General features: G+C 72.2%; 20 protein-coding genes, 1 pseudogene and 1 riboswitch. Of the genes and pseudogenes, 11 read left to right on the top strand and 10 right to left on the bottom strand.

Features of this window, described 5'->3' with window-relative positions; genetic code table 11:
* Positions 1–60: 60 nt before the first annotated feature.
* From bioD to bioB, 3 genes are read right to left on the bottom strand one after another with little or no spacing between them, the layout of a single operon-like run.
* Positions 61–783: a dethiobiotin synthase gene (gene bioD / locus AQJ64_RS11355; protein ID WP_055633902.1), complete on the bottom strand. Its 723-nt coding sequence runs from the start codon at positions 781–783 to the stop codon at positions 61–63.
* A 2-nt stretch (positions 784–785) separates the two neighbouring features.
* Positions 786–2,075 (bottom strand): adenosylmethionine--8-amino-7-oxononanoate transaminase, encoded by a 1,290-nt coding sequence (locus tag AQJ64_RS11350; RefSeq protein WP_055633903.1) that lies wholly within the window; start codon positions 2,073–2,075, stop codon positions 786–788.
* Positions 2,068–3,279, bottom strand: a complete 1,212-nt coding sequence (bioB, locus tag AQJ64_RS11345) for a biotin synthase BioB (RefSeq protein WP_055633904.1) — start codon at positions 3,277–3,279, stop codon at positions 2,068–2,070. The genes AQJ64_RS11350 and bioB overlap by 8 nt, the downstream gene beginning before the upstream one ends.
* 148 nt (positions 3,280–3,427) lie before the next feature.
* On the opposite strand from bioB, the gene AQJ64_RS11340 reads away from it, so the two are divergent.
* Complete coding sequence (locus AQJ64_RS11340) at positions 3,428–4,555, top strand: 8-amino-7-oxononanoate synthase (RefSeq protein ID WP_055633905.1); 1,128 nt, start codon at positions 3,428–3,430, stop codon at positions 4,553–4,555.
* A gap of 35 nt (positions 4,556–4,590) precedes the next feature.
* On the opposite strand, the gene AQJ64_RS11335 is transcribed toward AQJ64_RS11340, so the two are convergent.
* Together AQJ64_RS11335 and AQJ64_RS11330 are read right to left on the bottom strand one after the other, a co-directional pair.
* Positions 4,591–4,824, bottom strand: a complete 234-nt coding sequence (locus tag AQJ64_RS11335) for a DUF397 domain-containing protein (RefSeq protein WP_055633906.1) — start codon at positions 4,822–4,824, stop codon at positions 4,591–4,593.
* 9 nt (positions 4,825–4,833) lie between these two features.
* Positions 4,834–5,694 carry a helix-turn-helix domain-containing protein gene (locus AQJ64_RS11330; protein ID WP_055633907.1) on the bottom strand — a complete coding sequence of 287 codons (861 nt, stop codon included), beginning with the start codon at positions 5,692–5,694 and terminating at the stop codon, positions 4,834–4,836.
* A gap of 213 nt (positions 5,695–5,907) precedes the next feature.
* On the opposite strand from AQJ64_RS11330, the gene AQJ64_RS11325 reads away from it, so the two are divergent.
* Positions 5,908–6,387 (top strand): ATP-binding protein, encoded by a 480-nt coding sequence (locus AQJ64_RS11325; RefSeq protein WP_055633908.1) that lies wholly within the window; start codon positions 5,908–5,910, stop codon positions 6,385–6,387.
* A 59-nt stretch (positions 6,388–6,446) separates the two neighbouring features.
* Here the strand turns inward: AQJ64_RS11325 and AQJ64_RS11320 are convergent, their stop codons facing one another.
* From AQJ64_RS11320 to AQJ64_RS11310, 3 genes are all read right to left on the bottom strand, one after another.
* A complete protein-coding gene (locus tag AQJ64_RS11320) occupies positions 6,447–6,920 on the bottom strand; it encodes a C40 family peptidase (protein ID WP_055633909.1) in 474 nt (157 codons plus the stop codon).
* A 3-nt stretch (positions 6,921–6,923) separates the two neighbouring features.
* Positions 6,924–7,103, bottom strand: a riboswitch (cyclic di-AMP (ydaO/yuaA leader).
* Positions 7,104–7,475: 372 nt separating this feature from the next.
* Positions 7,476–7,781 carry a hypothetical protein gene (locus AQJ64_RS11315; RefSeq protein ID WP_055633910.1) on the bottom strand — a complete coding sequence of 102 codons (306 nt, stop codon included), beginning with the start codon at positions 7,779–7,781 and terminating at the stop codon, positions 7,476–7,478.
* Positions 7,782–7,787: 6 nt separating this feature from the next.
* Positions 7,788–8,414 (bottom strand): ATP-dependent Clp protease proteolytic subunit, encoded by a 627-nt coding sequence (locus tag AQJ64_RS11310; RefSeq protein ID WP_055633911.1) that lies wholly within the window; start codon positions 8,412–8,414, stop codon positions 7,788–7,790.
* A 73-nt stretch (positions 8,415–8,487) separates the two neighbouring features.
* Here AQJ64_RS11310 and AQJ64_RS11305 point away from each other — a divergent pair, with 73 nt between their 5' ends.
* Positions 8,488–8,790 carry a type II toxin-antitoxin system Phd/YefM family antitoxin gene (locus AQJ64_RS11305; protein ID WP_055633912.1) on the top strand — a complete coding sequence of 101 codons (303 nt, stop codon included), beginning with the start codon at positions 8,488–8,490 and terminating at the stop codon, positions 8,788–8,790.
* Between the two features lie 6 nt (positions 8,791–8,796).
* Here AQJ64_RS11305 and AQJ64_RS50685 read toward each other — a convergent pair.
* A pseudogene (locus tag AQJ64_RS50685) lies at positions 8,797–9,660 on the bottom strand (ABC transporter permease); the annotation flags it as partial.
* A gap of 248 nt (positions 9,661–9,908) precedes the next feature.
* Here AQJ64_RS50685 and AQJ64_RS11290 point away from each other — a divergent pair.
* The 8 genes from AQJ64_RS11290 to AQJ64_RS11255 all read left to right on the top strand — a co-directional run bounded on the left by AQJ64_RS11290 (position 9,909) and on the right by AQJ64_RS11255 (position 16,586).
* Positions 9,909–10,211, top strand: a complete 303-nt coding sequence (locus tag AQJ64_RS11290) for a TetR family transcriptional regulator C-terminal domain-containing protein (protein ID WP_398683823.1) — start codon at positions 9,909–9,911, stop codon at positions 10,209–10,211.
* A 111-nt stretch (positions 10,212–10,322) separates the two neighbouring features.
* Positions 10,323–10,625 carry an urease subunit gamma gene (locus AQJ64_RS11285; RefSeq protein WP_048819736.1) on the top strand — a complete coding sequence of 101 codons (303 nt, stop codon included), beginning with the start codon at positions 10,323–10,325 and terminating at the stop codon, positions 10,623–10,625.
* Positions 10,626–10,639: 14 nt separating this feature from the next.
* Positions 10,640–10,951 (top strand): urease subunit beta, encoded by a 312-nt coding sequence (locus AQJ64_RS11280; protein ID WP_055633915.1) that lies wholly within the window; start codon positions 10,640–10,642, stop codon positions 10,949–10,951.
* Positions 10,944–12,665 carry an urease subunit alpha gene (locus AQJ64_RS11275; RefSeq protein ID WP_055633916.1) on the top strand — a complete coding sequence of 574 codons (1,722 nt, stop codon included), beginning with the start codon at positions 10,944–10,946 and terminating at the stop codon, positions 12,663–12,665. The genes AQJ64_RS11280 and AQJ64_RS11275 overlap by 8 nt, the downstream gene beginning before the upstream one ends.
* A 27-nt stretch (positions 12,666–12,692) precedes the next feature.
* On the top strand, positions 12,693–13,367 hold the full coding sequence (locus AQJ64_RS11270) for an urease accessory protein UreF (RefSeq protein WP_055633917.1): 675 nt from the start codon (positions 12,693–12,695) through the stop codon (positions 13,365–13,367).
* 48 nt (positions 13,368–13,415) lie between these two features.
* Positions 13,416–14,093, top strand: a complete 678-nt coding sequence (ureG, locus tag AQJ64_RS11265; protein WP_055633918.1) for an urease accessory protein UreG — start codon at positions 13,416–13,418, stop codon at positions 14,091–14,093.
* Position 14,094: 1 nt separating this feature from the next.
* Entirely contained in the window at positions 14,095–14,853 is a 759-nt protein-coding gene (locus AQJ64_RS11260) for an urease accessory protein UreD (RefSeq protein ID WP_055633919.1), read from the top strand.
* Positions 14,854–14,987: 134 nt separating this feature from the next.
* Entirely contained in the window at positions 14,988–16,586 is a 1,599-nt protein-coding gene (locus AQJ64_RS11255) for an alpha/beta hydrolase (RefSeq protein ID WP_055633920.1), read from the top strand.
* 93 nt (positions 16,587–16,679) lie between these two features.
* Here AQJ64_RS11255 and AQJ64_RS11250 read toward each other — a convergent pair whose 3' ends face one another.
* Positions 16,680–17,402 (bottom strand): lysophospholipid acyltransferase family protein, encoded by a 723-nt coding sequence (locus AQJ64_RS11250; protein WP_055633921.1) that lies wholly within the window; start codon positions 17,400–17,402, stop codon positions 16,680–16,682.
* Positions 17,403–17,451 lie beyond the last annotated feature (49 nt).

The following is a 17,451-nucleotide window of genomic DNA, read 5'->3' as shown; positions in this document are numbered from 1 at the left end:
GTGGGCCCGTTCCTTGTCCGCGGGTGCGTGGGGGCTGGTCGCGCAGTTCCCCGCGCCCCTTCAGGGCGTCTCCGCCGGCGCCTCTCGGAAGGTCGTCGCCTCCCAGGTCCCGTCCAGGCGGGCGGCCAGCCAGGTCGGTGCCGCTGTGCGGAAGTCGGTCGGTGACAGGGCGCCCACGCCCATCGGCAGCGCGCCCAGCAGCGGGGCCCCGGCCACGTCCGGCAGGTCCGTGACGTTGCAGCGCATCGCCAGGTCCGGGGTTTCGGGCCAGCCGCCGATCACCACGCCCAGCAGCTCCACGCCCCGTGCGCGCAGTTCACGGGCCGTCAGTTCCGTGGTGTTCAGGGTGCCCAGGCCCGCCGAGGCCACCACCAGTACCGGCGCCCGCAGCGCCTGGGCCACGTCGGCCAGCGTCCCGCCCGCCTCGTCGAACCGGACGAGCAGCCCGCCCGCCCCCTCGACCAGCACCAGATCGTGCTCCGCGGCCAGCTTCTGCGCCGCCTCCACCACGTCGTACGGCCGCACCGGGGGCAGTCCCGCCCGCCGGGCCGCGGTCGCCGGGGCGAGCGGTTCGGGATAGCGCGCGCACTCGGCCGTCGTGACCTGGCCCGCGAGCCGCGCGACCTCGTCGGCGTCCCCGCGCTCGTCGGGCCGTACACCCGTCTGCGCGGCCTTCAGGACGGCCACCGTGCGGCCCGCCGCGAGCGCGGAGGCGGCGACGGCCGCCGTGGTGACGGTCTTGCCGACCTCCGTGCCCGTCCCCGTGATCACCACGATCGGCATGCTCATCCCTCCCGCGCCGCGGCGCACACCGCGCGCGCGATCCGTGCCACGTCGGCGTCGCCGGTGACGTACGGCGGCATCGTGTAGACCAGGTCGCGGAACGGCCGCAGCCAGACGCCCTCCCGCACGGCCGCCGCGGTGGCGGCCTTCATGTCCACCGGACGGTCCAGCTGGACGACCCCGATGGCGCCGAGGACCCGCACGTCCCGCACCCCGGGGAGCCCGGCGGCCTCCGCCAGGCCGTCCCGCAGTCCCGTCTCGATGCGCTTGACCTCCGCGAGCCAGTCCTGCCCGAGGAGCAGCCCGATCGAGGCACAGGCGACGGACGCGGCGAGCGGGTTGCCCATGAACGTCGGGCCGTGGGCGAGCACCGGCACCTCGCCCCGGGAGATCCCGTCGGCCACCCGGGAGGTGCACAGCGTCGCCGCCATGGTCAGATAGCCGCCGGTCAGCGCCTTGCCCACGCACATCACGTCCGGGGTCACCGCCGCGTGGTCCGCCGCGAACAGCGCGCCCGTGCGCCCGAACCCGGTCGCGATCTCGTCGAACACCAGCAGCACGTCGTGCGCGTCGCACGCCTCGCGCAGCACCCGCAGATACGCGGGGGAGTGGAAGCGCATCCCGCCCGCGCCCTGCACCACCGGCTCCACGATCACCGCGGCCAGTTCGTCCGCGTGCCGTGCGATCGCGGCGCGCAACCGATCGGCGTACGCCTCCTCGTACTCGGCCGGCGGCGGGTCCACGAAGACCTGACGGGGCAGCACCCCGGTCCACAGCTCGTGCATCCCGCCCTCGGGGTCGCACACCGACATCGGCTGCCAGGTGTCGCCGTGGTAGCCGCCGCGCCAGGTCAGCAGGCGCTGCTTGGCGGGGCGGCCGAGCGAACGCCAGTACTGGAGGCACATCTTCACCGCGACCTCGACCGACACCGAACCGGAGTCGGCGAGGAAGACGTGCTCGAGGCCGTCGGGAGACATGTCGACAAGGAGCTTCGCCAGCCGGACGGCGGGTTCGTGCGTGAGCCCGCCGAACATGACGTGGCTCATCCGGCCCAGCTGCTCGCGCGCCGCCTCGTCGAGCACCGGGTGGCGGTAGCCGTGGATCGCCGACCACCACGACGACATGCCGTCCACCAGCTCGCCCGAGCCGTCCGCGAGGCGCAGCCGCACCCCGCTCGCCGACTCCACGACGAGCGGGTCCACGCGGCCGGGCATCGGACCGTACGGATGCCAGACGTGCCGCCGGTCCAGTTCCAGCAGCTCGGCGACGGGCGGTGCGGGCAGCTCAGGCATTGGGCGCGAGGTCGGTACCGGCGCCCCGGCGGCGTACGGCGACCAGGTCCGTACGGGGCTCACCGGCCGGGGCGGCGGCAGCAGCCGTACCGCACACCGAGCCGCCCTCGTGCGACCCGCAGACGGAACCGCAGCCCGCCTCCGCGTGGGACCCGCAGCCCGCCTCGGCGTGCGAGCCGCAGCCGCCGCCGGCCGTCGTCGCGCGGTGCTCCGGCAGGGTGATCTCGCCCGCGCCCTCCACCTCGAAGCCGGCGTCCGCGATCATCTCCAGGTCGGCCTTGCCGGCCTGGCCCTCGGTGGTGAGGTAGTCGCCGAGGAAGATCGAGTTGGCCAGGTGCAGTGCGAGCGGCTGCTGGGTGCGCAGATGGACCTCACGGCCGCCCGCGATCCGCACCTCGACGTCCGGGCAGACGAACCGGACCATCGCCAGGATCCGCAGACAGCGCTGCGGGGTGAGGTTCCACTCCTTGCCCAGGGGGGTGCCCTCGACCGGGATGAGGAAGTTGACCGGCACCGAGTCCGGGTCCAGCTCGCGCAGCGAGAAGACCACGTCGACCAGGTCCTCGTCGCTCTCGCCCATGCCGGCGATCAGCCCGGAGCAGGCCGACAGACCCGCCGCGTGCGCCTTGGAGACGGTGTCCACCCGGTCGGCGTAGGTGTGGGTGGTGGTGATGTCCCCGTAGGTCGCCTCGGAGGTGTTCAGGTTGTGGTTGTAGGCGTCCGCGCCCGCCTCGCGCAGCCGCTCGGCCTGGCCGTCGGAGAGCAGCCCCAGACAGGCGCACACCTCGACGCCCTCGTTCTGGTCCTTGATCGCCCTGATGGTCTCGGAGACCCGGTCCACGTCACGGTCGGTCGGACCGCGCCCGGACGCCACCAGGCAGACCCGCTTGGCCCCGCCGGCGAGCCCGGCCGCCGCGGCCCTGGACGCCTCGTCGGGCTTGAGCCAGGAGTACTTCAGGATGCCGGTCGTGGAGCCGAGCCGCTGGGAGCAGTACGAGCAGTCCTCGGGGCACAGGCCCGACTTGAGGTTGACGAGATAGTTGAGTTTCACCCGCCGGCCGAACCAGTGCCGGCGCACCTTCCCGGCCGCGGCCACCACGTCCAGCACGTCGTCGTCGGAAGTGGCGAGGACGGCGAGCGCCTCCTCGCGGGTCGGCAGCTCGCGCCGAAGCCCCTTGTCCACCAGCGTGTTCAGCAGGTCCATGAGAGCCGATCCTGTCCTACGGGACCGCCCGGGGCCAAGGTAGGGATCACACAACACACCCGGATCGACGTGTGGGTATTGCCACACCGTGGGTAGCGGTCCGTGACGCTAGGGTCTGTCCGCTACCTACAAAAGCCCCGGAGGAGCCATGGCGTTCGGCTGGATCGACGAACAGGCGCGGGCGCGCCGCCGGGCCGGACTCGTCCGGACGCTGCGGCCCCGTCCGGCCGACTCGCCGCTGCTCGATCTCGCGAGCAACGACTACCTGGGCCTGTCCCGGCACCCGGAGGTCGCGGAGGGCGCCGCGGCGGCCGCGCGGACCTGGGGCGGCGGATCGACCGGCTCCCGGCTGGTCACCGGTACCACCGAACTGCACACCGAGCTGGAGCGGGAGCTGGCGGAGTTCTGCGGCTTCGAAGCGGCCCTCGTCTTCTCCTCCGGGTACGCCGCGAACCTCGCCGCGGTCACCGCGCTGGCCCCGCACGGCTCGCTGATCGTCTCCGACGCGGGCAACCACGCCTCGCTGATCGACGGCTGCCGACTGGCCCGGGGGACCACCCAGGTGGTCGCGCACGCGGACCCCGACGCCGTACGGAAGGCGCTCGGTACGCACGACGGCCCGGCGGTGGCCGTCTCCGACACGGTCTTCTCGGTCGACGGCGACGCGGCCCCGCTGGCCGGGCTGGCCGCCGCCTGCCGGGAGCACGGTGCCGGTCTGGTGGTGGACGACGCGCACGGCCTCGGCGTCCTCGGGAACGGCGGCCGGGGCGCCCCGTACGCGGTCGGGCTGGCCGGCGCCGAGGACGTCGTCGTGACGGTGACGCTGTCGAAGTCCCTCGGCAGTCAGGGCGGGGCCGTGCTGGGGCCCGCGCGGGTGATCGACCATCTGGTCAACGCGGCCCGCACCTTCATCTTCGACACGGGCCTCGCCCCCGCGGCGGCGGGTGCGGCCCTCGCGGCGCTCCGGCTGCTGCGCCGGGAGCCCGAGCGCGCCGCACGCGCGCGTGAGGTGGCTTCGGAACTGCACGGCCGGCTGACGGCCGCGGGCCTGGAAGCGGTACGTCCGGACGCCGCGGTCGTCTCCGTGCGTGCGCCCTCCCCGGAGGAGGCCGTGCAGTGGGCGGCGGACTGCCGGTCGGCAGGGCTCGCCGTGGGCTGCTTCCGTCCTCCCTCCGTGCCCGACGGCATCTCACGCCTGAGGCTGACCGCCCGCGCCGACCTCTCCGGGGCCGAGCTGGATCGCGCTGTACGGGTCATCGGGGAGACACGACCATGAGTCGGCGTGACACGGCCGTGGGTCGCCCCTGCTGATCAGTGGAACGCGGCGGTGAAACCCGACCAGCTCTCGGGGGAGAAGAGCAGGGCGGGACCCTCCGGATCCTTGGAGTCGCGTACGGCGAGCAGTCCGGCGAAGGGCCCCAGGGCCGGCCGGGCCGTCTCCACGCAGTTGTTCGCCCCCGTGCTGTAGCTGCTGCGCAGCCACCGCATCTGGGGGAGAGCGTGGGGATCGGTGCTGCGAGGTACGTTCCGAGGCAGTGCAGACATGGTGCCTCCCTACGCGCCGTCAGCTGTCGCGGCGATGTATTCCAGTGATTCCCCGGGCGAAAGGGCATGTGCCCGAAGGGCGTTGAAGGCCTCGGTGTAGGCCTCGAGGTCTTCTTTCCGTTCGAGGTAGAGGCTACTCGTCAAGTGGTCGAGAACAACAACATCCAGATCAGGGGCGCTCGAAAATGAGAAGATGACGAAAGGCCCGGTGACACCGATATGGGCGCCGGCCGCGAACGGCAGTACCTGCAAACGCACTTGGGGAAGTCGCGCCGCCTCCATCAGCCGGACGAGCTGGCGCTCCATCACCTCGGGGCCGCCCACCTCCCGCCGCAGCACCGCCTCGTCCAGCACCGCGCTCAGCCGGAGCGGCGGTTGCCGGCGCAGCACGTCCTGGCGGGCGATCCGCACCTCCACCAGCGTGTCCAACTGGTCCTCGTCCGCGCCCTCCACCGCGGCCCGGGTCACCGCGCGGGCGTACTCGGCCGTCTGGAGCAGCCCCGGGACCACCGTCGTCTCCAGGGTGCGCATCGCGCCGGCCTGCGACTCCAGGCTGATGAAGTCCCGGTAGGCGGCCGGCAGGACCCCGCGGTAGGCGTGCCACCAGTGGTCGCGGCCGCCGCTCTCCTCCGAGCCGGCCAACGCCGTCATCAGCTCCCGCAGATGCGGATCGGTCACGCCGTAGACGTCGAGAAGTAACCGCACATCGGCTGGTTTCGTGCCGCTGGTGCCGGTCTCGATACGGCTCACCTTGGACTGGTGCCAGCCGACGAGCCGGGCCGCCTCGCCGCTGGTGAGCCCCGCCCGGGCGCGCAGACTGCGCAGTTCGGCGCCCAGCTTCCGGCGGCGCACCGCGGGACCGTGTTGCATGGGCTCCTCCTTACTCCTTATGGGCCGTCCAAAAACGCTCCGCCGTGGCAGAGTTCACCGCATTGGGCGACAGATATATGCATATCTTGGTGGATCGCCACCCGTGACGGGCGCGCTGATGGCAGTCTGGCGAAGAAGCACCAGTCCGGGACCGTACTCGAACCATCCGCAGCGTGTCGGACTCCGGTCCCGTGGGAAAGGGACGAGGTCGCCATGGCAGACCATCTGGAAGCATCCGTCACTCTGCCGAGCGAAGCCGCCTCGGTCTCCACGGCCCGCGGCTTCGTGGCCGACACGCTCGGCGAATGGGGACTGCCCGCGGACTCGGAGGCGGCCGACACCATCCGGCTGATCGTCTCCGAACTCGCCACCAACGCCGTGCAGCACACCTTCGGCCAGTCCCCCACCTTCACGGTGGGCCTGGTGCTCGACCGCGACGAGCGGCTGCGCATCGGCGTCACCGACAGCCACCCGCGCTTCCCCCAACGACTGCCGGCCGCCGTCCAGCAGGACAACGGCCGAGGCATGGTGATCATTCGCTGGCTGACCGCCGAGCGCGGCGGCAAGCTCAGGGTCCGCCCCACGCGGGAGGGCGGCAAGACGGTCACGGTCGAGCTGCCGTGGACCGTCCCGGCGGAGCCGACGGTACGCGCCGCGGCGATCCCGCGGCCGGGCGAGCTCCCGGGGCGGTGAGAGCGCGTCAGGGGACGCCACCACCACCCCGGGAAGCGGTGCTCTGCCGGGACCGGGGCCTAGCGGACCCGGCCGTACCAGACGCTCTTGGTCCAGATCTTCTCCAGCCTCACCACGCTACCGGTCTTCGGCGAGTGCCAGATCTTGCCGTGCCCGGCGTAGATCCCGACGTGGTACACGTTCGACCCCGAGTGGAAGAACACCAGGTCGCCGGCCTTACGGCTGGAGGACGAGATGTGGCGCGTCTTGTTGTACTGCTGCGCCGCCGTGCGCGGCAGGGTCTTGCCCGCCTTCTTGAACGAGTACATCGTGAGACCTGAGCAGTCGAACCTCTTCGGTCCGGCGGCCCCGTACTTGTACGGTGCACCCTTCTTGGACGCCGCGACCTGGAGCGCCTTCGTCGCCGGCGTGGCGGCCGCCGCGTCGGCGGCCACCCCGGGGATCACGATCGAGCCGCCCACGGCGGCGATGGCGAACGCGGAGGCCGTACCGGCCCGGGCCATGAGCGACGGGACACGATTGAGCGCAGTCATGCGCAACCCTTCGTCAACCGCCTGTGAAGGGTGACCTGTCGGATTCGGGCTGACAAAGGTGCCCGGCCGCTGACGCGGCTTCACCCCAAGGGCTGCTCGGCCCGGTCATGGCGTGACCGTTCCGGCGACCCGTCGTGCTTGGGTCCTCCACTCCTGCCGATGCACTCCTGTCGACGGGTCAATCCGGGCAGCGGCAGGACTCGGCGTCCGCCCGGACCGCCCCGCCGCTTGTGGCGGGGACTTGTCGTCAGACACGGATCTTGACTCACCGTTGACCGAAATACCCAATGGAAGCGGCTATTTGTGGGGTTACTCACCATTCACCTGTTCGGGTGAACACCCTGATGGGTTATCAGGTGTCAAGACCGCAAAAGGCCTCCCGACCTGCGCCGCTACCCCTTGTGGCGCCCCGTGAAACGGCGCCTTCGGCACAATGCGCTCGCTCGCAAGGGGAGCCCCAGCTACGCCGAACGGGGGTAACCCGTCTGGTGCGTTTCAAGTCCGGCCCGGACGTCGCGGCCGCGACGACGGCGCGGCGGGTCGGACGGCGGTCGGTCAACTGTCGGAGAGCGGAGGGACCGTGACGCGCGCCGTGCGGCGCTCCCCGTCCAGGACGCGCAGCGCCCGCGCGAGGGTCGGCGCGTGCAGTTCGCTCTCGCCCCGCTGGTGCATCAGCGTCAGCGCGTCGCGCAGCTCCGCCGCCCTCGCCACCAGCGCCTGGGCGGCCCGCAGGCCCCGGTAGGTGTCACCGTCGCGCGCGGGATTGATCCGCCCGAGCAGATCCACCACGTCCAGATATCGGTCGATCAGCTCGGCCTCGGCGCGGGTGAGCGCGGGCAGCGGCGGCAGGTCGGGAACCATCGCGGCTCACCTGGCCCCGGCGATGTCACGACGGCTCGGGACGACCCCGTCCACCAGGCCGTACTCCACGGCCTGAGCCGCGGTCAGGATCAGGTCCCGCTCGATGTCCTCGGTCACCTGTTCGGGGGCGCGCCCGGTGTGCCGTACGAGCATCTCCTCCAGCAGGTCCCGGGTGCGGGCCAGCTCCTCGGCCTGGATCGCCAGGTCGCCGGCCTGTCCCTCGATGGGTTCGGGCAGCGCCGGCTGCCGGATCACCACCCGGGCGCCCGGCAGCGCGAACCGCTTGCCGGGGGTGCCCGCCGCCAGCAACACCGCCGCCGAGGAGCCGGCCTGGCCCAGGCAGGTCGTCTCCACGTCGCACGTGACGTACCGGAGGGTGTCGTAGAGCGCGGTCATCGCACTGAACGAACCGCCGGGGGAGTTGATGTACAGCGCGATGTCCCGGTCCGGGTCCTTGTGCTCCAGGTACATGAACTGGGCCATCACGTCGTTCGCCGCGATGTCGTCGACCGGCGTCCCGAGGAAGACGATCCGCTCCTCCAGCAGCTTCGAGTACGGATCCATCGTGCGGTACCCGGAGCTCGTGCGTTCGGTGAACTCGGGCAGGACATGGCGGGCGGACGGTCGGGTCATCGGGAACCCCTCCTTCGGCGTCTGGCGCATCTGTAAAAAATGTACAGGACGTACGTGACGTTAGAATGGGGTCATGGCCTACGAGATTCCGGTGACGCAAGCCAGGGCTGAACTCGCCGACCTGATCAACCGGGTGGTGTACGGCGGTGAGCGCGTCGTCGTGACACGGCACGGCAAGCCCCTCGTCGCCCTGGTCTCCGCCGCCGACCTGGAGCGACTCGACGAACTGGACCGGCCCGAGGAGGAGCAGGTGATCAGCTCGGTCGCCGCCGTGCACGAGGTCGGTTCCGCTCCCCGCGAACGGCACCGGTTCGGCATCGCGGCGGAGCACCGGGGCGGGGCGGCCGCGGAACACCGGGGGCCGAACCCGTCGTAGACACGGCGAAGGCCGCGCACCACCCGGCACCACCGCGCCGAGACCGAAGGCGGCCCATCCCGCCAGGGTGAGGGCGGGGCCGGCCGCCGCCGCGCCGTCGAAGAACGACACCGAGCGCAGCAGGGTGGTGCCCGCGCCCGGCGGCAGCCACTGGCCGATCGTCCCGACCGGCTCGGGCAGCATCCGCGGGGCCGAGGCCGCCCCGGAGAACGGGTTCCCGAGGAACATCACCAGGAACGACACGGCGCCGATACCCGCCGGGCCGACCAGGGCCGCGCAGCCGGCCACCGCCGCGGCCACCGCGAGCGTCGGCAGCCCGAACACCGAGGCCTCCGCCCACCAGTCGCCGCTCAGCACGCCCAGCCAGCTGTCCGCCACGGCCGCCGCGACCAGCCCGACCGGGACGGCCGTACCGGCCAGCGCCAGGGACAGCACACTCGCGTTCAGGGCGGCGCCGCGCGGGTCGGTCGACGGGGCCGGCACCACGTCCACCGTCGTCACTTGGGTGCCCCCCGCTGCGGCCTGCCGGGCCACCGCCTGCTGGAGCAGCTGGGCCACGACGGGGCTCGCGGCCGAGGCGGTCAGCAGCTCGGGACCCTGGGCGGCGACGACCACCGCGCCGTATACGGTCCGGTCCTCGACGGCGGCGCGGGCGGCGGCCTCGTCCCGGTAGCGGTGGATCTCGAAGGCGCCCTCGTGCCGGGCGAGTTCCTTCTCCACCTGGGCCGTCGCGACGGCCGGGCCCGCCACACCGAGCGGCAGATCGCGGGGCGCGGTGCGCGCGGCGGGCCAGGCGAAGGCCCACAGCGCGACGGCGGCGAGGGTCGGGACGAGCAGGACGACGGCGATCAGGCGCCGGGTGGCGGACATGGCTTCCCGGCCCGCTTCGACGCCCACTGCCGACATATCCTCGACGGCGCCGCGGTCTGCTTCGCCCGCAACGGCTTCCACCGATGAACCGCGAGGGCGATTCGGCGCAACCCGAGCCAAACAGTACGATCAAGCCGACGCACAGCGATAACCAAGCGTGCGCCAACCTGAGCAACACCTGTGTCGCGGCGGGACACGCCGGAGGGGTGACAGCCCGAAAGGGTTCGAGCGCCCGTGAACCTCAGCCCGTGAGGGCCGGAATCCTTCGGCTGCGCAACGAGGAACTCTCGGCCGTTCTGCGCGAGGGCTACGGCTCGGTGCGCGCGGCCTGGGTGCGGATCGTCGAGGCGTACCAGGCCGCCGGGACGATGCGCGCGGACGTGGACCCGGACCATGTGGCCCGCACGATGATCGCGTCCGCCCTGGGCTTGATCGCCCGGCAGTCCCTGTTCGGACCGGCGCCCGTGGAGGTGCTGGGCGACGGGCTGCGCGCCCTCATGAGCGTGCCGGAGCCGGGGCCGGACGTCCCGGGCGGGGCACCGCTCGGTTAACTTGCTCGAAATGCGCCCCAACTAGCCTGCCCCTCCACGCCACCAGGGCTTTTCCTCGTGGCTGCGGCAACCGGGCCCCGCACGGTCCGGAGCGAGGATGTGAGGTGGGACGTGCAACTGACCCCGCACGAGCAGGAGAGGCTGCTGATCCATGTCGCGGCCGACGTCGCCGAGAAACGCCGGGCCCGCGGACTGAAGCTCAACCACCCCGAGGCCGTCGCCCTCATCACCGCGCACATCCTCGAGGGTGCGCGAGACGGCCGTACCGTCGCCGAGCTGATGGCGTCCGGGCGCAAGCTGCTCACCCGGGACGACGTCATGGAGGGCATCCCCGAGATGATCCACGACGTCCAGGTCGAGGCCACCTTCCCCGACGGCACCAAGCTCGTCACCGTCCACGACCCGATCGTCTGACGGGGGAGGCCGCCATGATTCCCGGAGAGATCCTCTTCGCCGAGGACCCGATCATCTGCAACGAGGGCCGCGAGGTCACCCGGCTCACCGTCCTCAACGCCGCCGACCGGCCCGTCCAGGTCGGTTCCCACTACCACTTCGCCGAGGCCAACCCCGGCCTGGACTTCGACCGCGCCGCCGCACGTGGCCTGCGGCTGAACGTCGCGGCCGGCACCGCCGTGCGCTTCGAGCCCGGCATCCCCGTCGCGGTGGAACTCGTCCCGCTGGCCGGTGCCCGGGTGGTGCCCGGACTGCGCGGGGAGACCGGAGGTGCCCTCGATGCCTGAGATCTCGCGAGCCGCGTACGCCGACCTGTTCGGCCCGACCACCGGCGACCGCATCCGCCTCGCCGACACCGATCTGCTGATCGAGATCGAGGAGGACCGCTCGGGCGGCCCCGGGCTCGCCGGTGACGAGGCGGTCTTCGGGGGCGGCAAGGTCATCCGGGAGTCCATGGGCCAGTCGCGTGCTACGCGCGCAGACGGCACCCCGGACACCGTCATCACCGGCGCTGTCGTCGTCGACCACTGGGGGATCGTCAAGGCCGACGTCGGCATCCGCGACGGGCGGATCACCGCGCTCGGCAAGGCGGGCAACCCCGACACCATGGACGGCGTCCACCCCGACCTGGTGCTCGGTCCGGAGACCGAGGTCATCGCGGGCAACGGACGGATCCTGACCGCCGGCGCGGTCGACGCGCACGTCCACTTCATCTGCCCGCAGATCGCCGACGAGGCGCTCGCGGCGGGCGTGACCACCCTGGTCGGCGGCGGCACCGGACCCGCCGAGGGCTCCAAGGCCACCACCGTGACCCCGGGGCCCTGGCACCTCGCCCGCATGCTGGAGGCGATGGAGCAGTACCCGCTCAACATCGGCTTCCTCGGCAAGGGCAACACCGTCTCGCAGGAGGCGATGCTCTCCCAGATCCGGGGCGGCGCGCTGGGCCTGAAGCTGCACGAGGACTGGGGCTCGACCCCGGCCGTCATCGACGCCTCCCTGACCGTCGCGGAGCGCACCGGCATCCAGGTCGCCATCCACACGGACACCCTGAACGAGGCCGGGTTCGTGGGCGACACGCTCGCCGCGATCGCCGGGCGCGGCATCCACGCCTACCACACCGAGGGTGCGGGCGGCGGGCACGCGCCGGACATCATGACGGTGGTCTCCGAGCCGCACGTCCTGCCCAGCTCCACCAACCCGACCCGGCCGTACACGGTGAACACCGCCGAGGAACACCTCGACATGCTCATGGTGTGCCACCACCTCAACCCGGCGGTCCCCGAGGACCTGGCCTTCGCCGAGTCGCGGATCCGGCCGTCCACCATCGGCGCGGAGGACATACTGCACGACCTCGGGGCCATCTCGATCATCTCCTCCGACGCCCAGGCCATGGGCCGGGTCGGCGAGGTGATCCTGCGGACCTGGCAGACGGCCCATGTGATGAAGCGGCGACGGGGCGCCCTGCCGGGCGACGGGCGCGCCGACAACCATCGCGTACGGCGCTATGTCGCCAAGTACACGATCAACCCGGCGCTCGCGCAGGGGCTGGCCAGGGAGATCGGGTCCGTCGAGACGGGCAAGCTCGCCGACCTCGTCCTGTGGGAGCCGGCGTTCTTCGGTGTCAAACCGCACCTCGTCCTCAAGGGGGGCCAGATCGCGTACGCCCAGATGGGTGATGCGAACGCGTCCATCCCGACCCCGCAGCCGATCCTTCCGCGCCCGATGTACGGGGCGATCGGGCGCGCCCCGGCCTCGAACTCCTTCAACTTCGTGGCACCGCTCGCGATCGAGGACGGGCTGCCGGAGCGGCTCCAGCTGGGCAAGAGGTTCGTCGCCATCGAGTCCACCCGTTCGGTGACCAAGGCGGACATGCGGGAGAACGACGCCCGGCCGCGCGTCCAGGTCGATCCCGACAGCTTCGCCGTGCACATCGACGGCGAACTGGTCGAGGCGACCCCGGCGGCCGAGCTGCCCATGGCCCAGCGCTACTTCCTCTTCTGACGGGCGGCATCCGATGGACGACAACTGATGGGCAGGGCAGCGCTGCTCGTCCTGGCCGACGGCCGCTTCCCCGCCGGAGGGCACGCGCACTCCGGCGGGGCGGAGGAGGCGGTCAAGGCGGGGCGGATCACCGGCGCGGCGGACCTGGAGGCCTTCTGCCGGGGCCGGCTGCACACGGCCGGACTCGTCGCGGCCGCCCTCGCCGCCGCGGCGGCGGCCGGCGCGGACCCCGCCGGGCTGGACGCGGCGGCGGACGCCCGCACCCCGTCCCCGGCACTGCGGCTCACCGCGCGCAGACTGGGCCGCCAGCTGACACGGGCCGCCCGCGCGACCTGGCCCAGCCCCGAACTGGACGCCCTGGCCGGTACGTTCCCCAAGGGCGCCCACCAGCCGGTGGTGCTGGGACTGACGGCACGCGCGGCCGGACTGGGGCCCGAGGACGCGGCGTACTGCGCGGCGTACGAGAGTGTGAGCGGCCCGGCGACGGCCGTGGTACGGCTCCTCGGCCTGGACCCGTTCGAGGCGACGGCCGTACTGGCCCGGCTGGCGCCTGAGCTGGACCGGGTCGTCGACCGGGCGACGGTGGCCGGGACCGCCGTACGGACCGCCGGCCTCGACACCCTGCCGGCGGCGTCCGCGCCCCTGCTGGAGATCGGCGCGGAGGCACACGCGGCCTGGCCGGTGCGCCTCTTCGCCTCCTAGGGCCTCAACCCCCTGACCTGCTGAAGCACCCAGAGAAGGAGCCGCCCCGTGCACCTCGACCACTCCCACCCCGGCCCCGCCGCCGTCAGCGCCGATGCCCGTCGGCCCGACGGTGCGCGGCGGGCCCTCAGGATCGGGCTCGGCGGACCCGTCGGATCGGGCAAGACCGCCACGGTCGCCGCGCTCTGCCGGGCGCTGCGCGACGAGCTGTCCCTGGCCGTCGTCACCAACGACATCTACACCCGCGAGGACGCCGAGTTCCTGCTGCGGGAGGCCGTGCTGCCGCCCGAGCGGATCACGGCCGTGGAGACGGGCGCCTGCCCGCACACCGCGATCCGGGACGACATCTCCGCCAATCTCGAGGCCGTGGAGGACCTCGAGGACGCCGTCGGGCCGCTGGACCTGGTGCTCGTCGAGTCCGGTGGGGACAACCTCACCGCCACCTTCTCCAAGGGGCTCGTCGACGCGCAGATCTTCGTCATCGACGTCGCGGGCGGCGACGACATCCCGAGGAAGGGCGGCCCGGGCGTCACCACCGCCGACCTGCTCGTCGTCAACAAGACCGACCTCGCCCCGTACGTCGGCTCCGACCTCGCCCGGATGGCCGCCGACGCCAAGGCGCAGCGCGCCGAACTGCCGGTGGTGTTCCAGTCGCTGCGCGCCGGGAGCGGGGTGGCGGACGTCGCCGCCTGGGTGCGGGCACAGCTCGGCGCCTGGACGGCGTGAGATGGGCGGAGTGCGTGCCGTCGCCCGGATCGGGGCGACGGCCGACGGACGCGGCGGTACCGCCCTGCCCGTCCTGGAGAGCGACGGGCCGCTCGCGCTGCGCCGCACCCGGGCCGTCGGCGACGAGGCCCGGGTCGTGCTCGTGGGCGCGATGAGCGGCCCCCTGGGCGGGGACCGCTTCGCGGTGGAGGCGGAGGTCGGGAGCGGGGCCCGGCTGAGGGTGGGCTCGGCCGCGGCCACCATCGCCCTGCCCGGGCAGATCAAGGACGCCGCCCACTACGACGTACGGCTCGACGTCGCCGACGAGGGCGAACTGCACTGGCTGCCCGAACCGTTGATCTCCGCGCGCGGCAGCGACCTGTATGTCACCACCCGCGCCGACCTCGGGCCCGGTGCCCGGCTGGTGCTGCGCGAGGAGCAGGTCCTCGGCCGGGTGGGGGAGGAGCCCGGGCGGCTCACCAGCCGGCTCGTCGTCCGGGTGGGCGGCCGGACCGTCCTCGACCAGGAACTGGCCTGCGGACCCGGCGCCCCCGGCGGCTGGGACGGCCCCGCCGTCCTCGCCGGGCATCGCGCCGTCGGCCAACTCGTCGTGGTAAGGCCAGAGTTCGCGACGCATCCGGTCGGTGCGCAGATCCTCGGCGAGCACGCCGCCCTGGTACCGCTCGCCGGGCCCGCCGCGCTGGTGAGCGCCGTCGCGCCGGACGGGCTGCGGCTGCGGCGGGTGCTGGACGAGGCCCTGACCGTCCTCCACCTCCGCTGAACGGAGCTTTCCTCTCCGGTTATCGGATTGGCAAAGAAGGTCAACCACACCTGTTCTCAGGCACCTCACAGCAGCAAGGATCCCCATACCGCCGTATCGCTGTACCGCCATAACAAGGTAGGGGAGAAGCCCACTTGAGGGACATACGACCGAACAGAAGGACCGCAGTGCTCGGTTCGGCCGGCGCGCTCGTCGCCGCCACGCTGGTGGCCGGTGCGGTCGCGGCGCCGACCGCGAGCGCGGCGAGCGGCCGTTCGGGGCAGGACAGGGAGCAGCGGGGTGCGGCGATCGCCGCGGAGCGCGCCGCCAAGGCCGGCATCGACTGGCAGGACTGCCCGGCCGACTGGGGCCTGGAGAAGCCGATCCAGTGCGGCTGGGTCACGGTGCCGCTCGACTACGCACGCCCGAACGGCAAGAAGATCAAGATCGCCGTCGACCGCATCGGCAACACGGGCACGCCGCAGGAGCGCCAGGGCGCCCTCGTCTACAACCCGGGCGGCCCCGGCGGCTCCGGCATGCGCTTCCCGCGCCGTGTCATCACCAAGAACGCCATCTGGGCCAACGCCGCGAAGGCCTATGACTTCGTGGGCTTCGACCCCCGCGGCGTCGGCCACTCCGCGCCCATCTCCTGCGCCGACCCGCAGGAGTTCGTCAAGGCGCCCAAGGCCGACCCGGTCCCGGACAACGAGGCCGACAAGCTCGCCCAGATCAAGCTCGCCCGTGAGTACGCCGACGGCTGCTACGAGCGCAGCGGCGAGATGCTGCCGTACATGACCACGCCGAACACCGTGCGCGACCTGGACGTCATCCGCGCCGCCCTCGGCGAGAAGAAGCTCAACTACCTGGGCGTCTCCTACGGCACCTACATCGGCGCCGTCTACGGCACCCTCTTCCCGGGCCACGTCCGCCGCATGGTGGTCGACAGCGTGGTCAACCCCTCCCGCGAGAAGATCTGGTACGAGGCCAACCTCGACCAGGACGTCGCGTTCGAGGGCCGCTGGAAGGACTGGCAGGACTGGGTCGCCGCCAACGACGCGACCTTCCACCTCGGCACCACCCGCGCCGCCGTCCAGGCCAAGTGGCTGGAGCTGCGCGCCACCGCCAAGAAGCACCCCATCGGCGGACTGGTCGGCCCGGCCGAGCTGATCTCCTTCTTCCAGGGCGCCCCGTACTACGACTCCTCGTGGATCCCGGTGGCGACGGTCTTCAGCAAGTACTTCGCCGGCGACACCCAGGCCCTCGTCGACGCGGCCGCCCCGGACCTGACCGACACGGCCGGCAACATCGCCTCGGAGAACGGCAACGCGGTCTACACCGCCGTCGAGTGCACCGACGCCAAGTGGCCCACCAGCTGGCGCAAGTGGAACGCCGACAACACCCGGCTCAACAAGGACTACCCGTTCCTGACCTGGGCCAACGCCTGGATGAACCTGCCGTGCGCCTTCTGGTCGGCCAAGCAGCAGACCCCGGTCGAGGTCAAGACCCACAAGGGCCTGCCGGGCGTGCTGATCGTGCAGTCCGAGCGGGACGCGGCCACCCCGTACGACGGCGCCGTCTCCCTGCACAAGCGGTTCAAGGGCTCCCGTCTGATCACCGAGAAGGACGCCGGCTCCCACGGTGTGACGGGCCTCGTCAACCCCTGCATCAACACCCGGGTGGACAGCTACCTGCTCACCGGGAAGCTGGACGCCAAGGACGTGACCTGCGCCCCGCACGCCACGCCGAAGCCGTAGCCACCGGCTGACAGCGAGGGGCGGCCGGAACGACACCGGCCGCCCCTCCGCGCTGTCACATGACGTCGGTTCGAAGACGTCAGCTCGGTGACGTCAGCTCAGTGGTATCCGGGGGAACCTGCGCTGCTTCTCCGTCGCCGCGGCCTGCTGCGCCTTCACCACCGCCGCGTACTCGTCGACGTACTCCTGCTCGGACAGCGTCAGGATCGCGTACATGATCTCGTCGGTGATCGCGCGCAGGATCGCCTTCTCGTTCTCCATGCCGGCATAGCGGGAGAAGTCCAGCGGTCTGCCGAAGCGGATCACCACCGGGTGGAGGTTGGGGACGATCTTGCCGGGCGGCTGCGCCTCGAAGGTGCCGATCATCGCGCACGGGATCACCGGCACCCCGGCCTTCAGCGCCATCACCGCGACCCCGACCTTGCCCTTGTACAGGCGCCCGTCGTGCGAACGGGTGCCCTCCGGGTAGATGCCCAGCAACTCGTCCTTGCTCAGCACGCCGAGGCCCTCGCGGATCGCCGCCTGGCCCGCCTCCTTGCCCGAACGGTCCACCGGGATCTGCCCCGCGCTGCGGAAGAAGAAGGCCGTGAGTCTGCCCTTGAGCCCCGGCCCGGTGAAGTACTCGGCCTTCGCGAGGAAGGTGATGCGCCGCTTGAGGACCGCGGGCATCAGGAAGTGGTCCGAGAACGACAGGTGATTGCCGGCGACGATCGCCGCCCCCGACTCCGGTACGTGCTCCAGGCCCTCGATGCGCGGGCGGAAGGCCAGCTTCAACAACGGGCCCAGCAAAACGTACTTGAGCACGTAGTAGAACAAGGGGTAGCTCCTCACTCCGGTGGATCCGCGACGGGCGGCCGCGGCACCA

This window comes from Streptomyces griseoruber (assembly GCF_001514205.1).
Taxonomy (GTDB): Bacteria; Actinomycetota; Actinomycetes; order Streptomycetales; family Streptomycetaceae; genus Streptomyces; species Streptomyces griseoruber.
The sequence above is the reverse complement of the archived record's forward strand: the minus strand, read 5'-3'. Positions and strand labels throughout refer to the sequence as shown.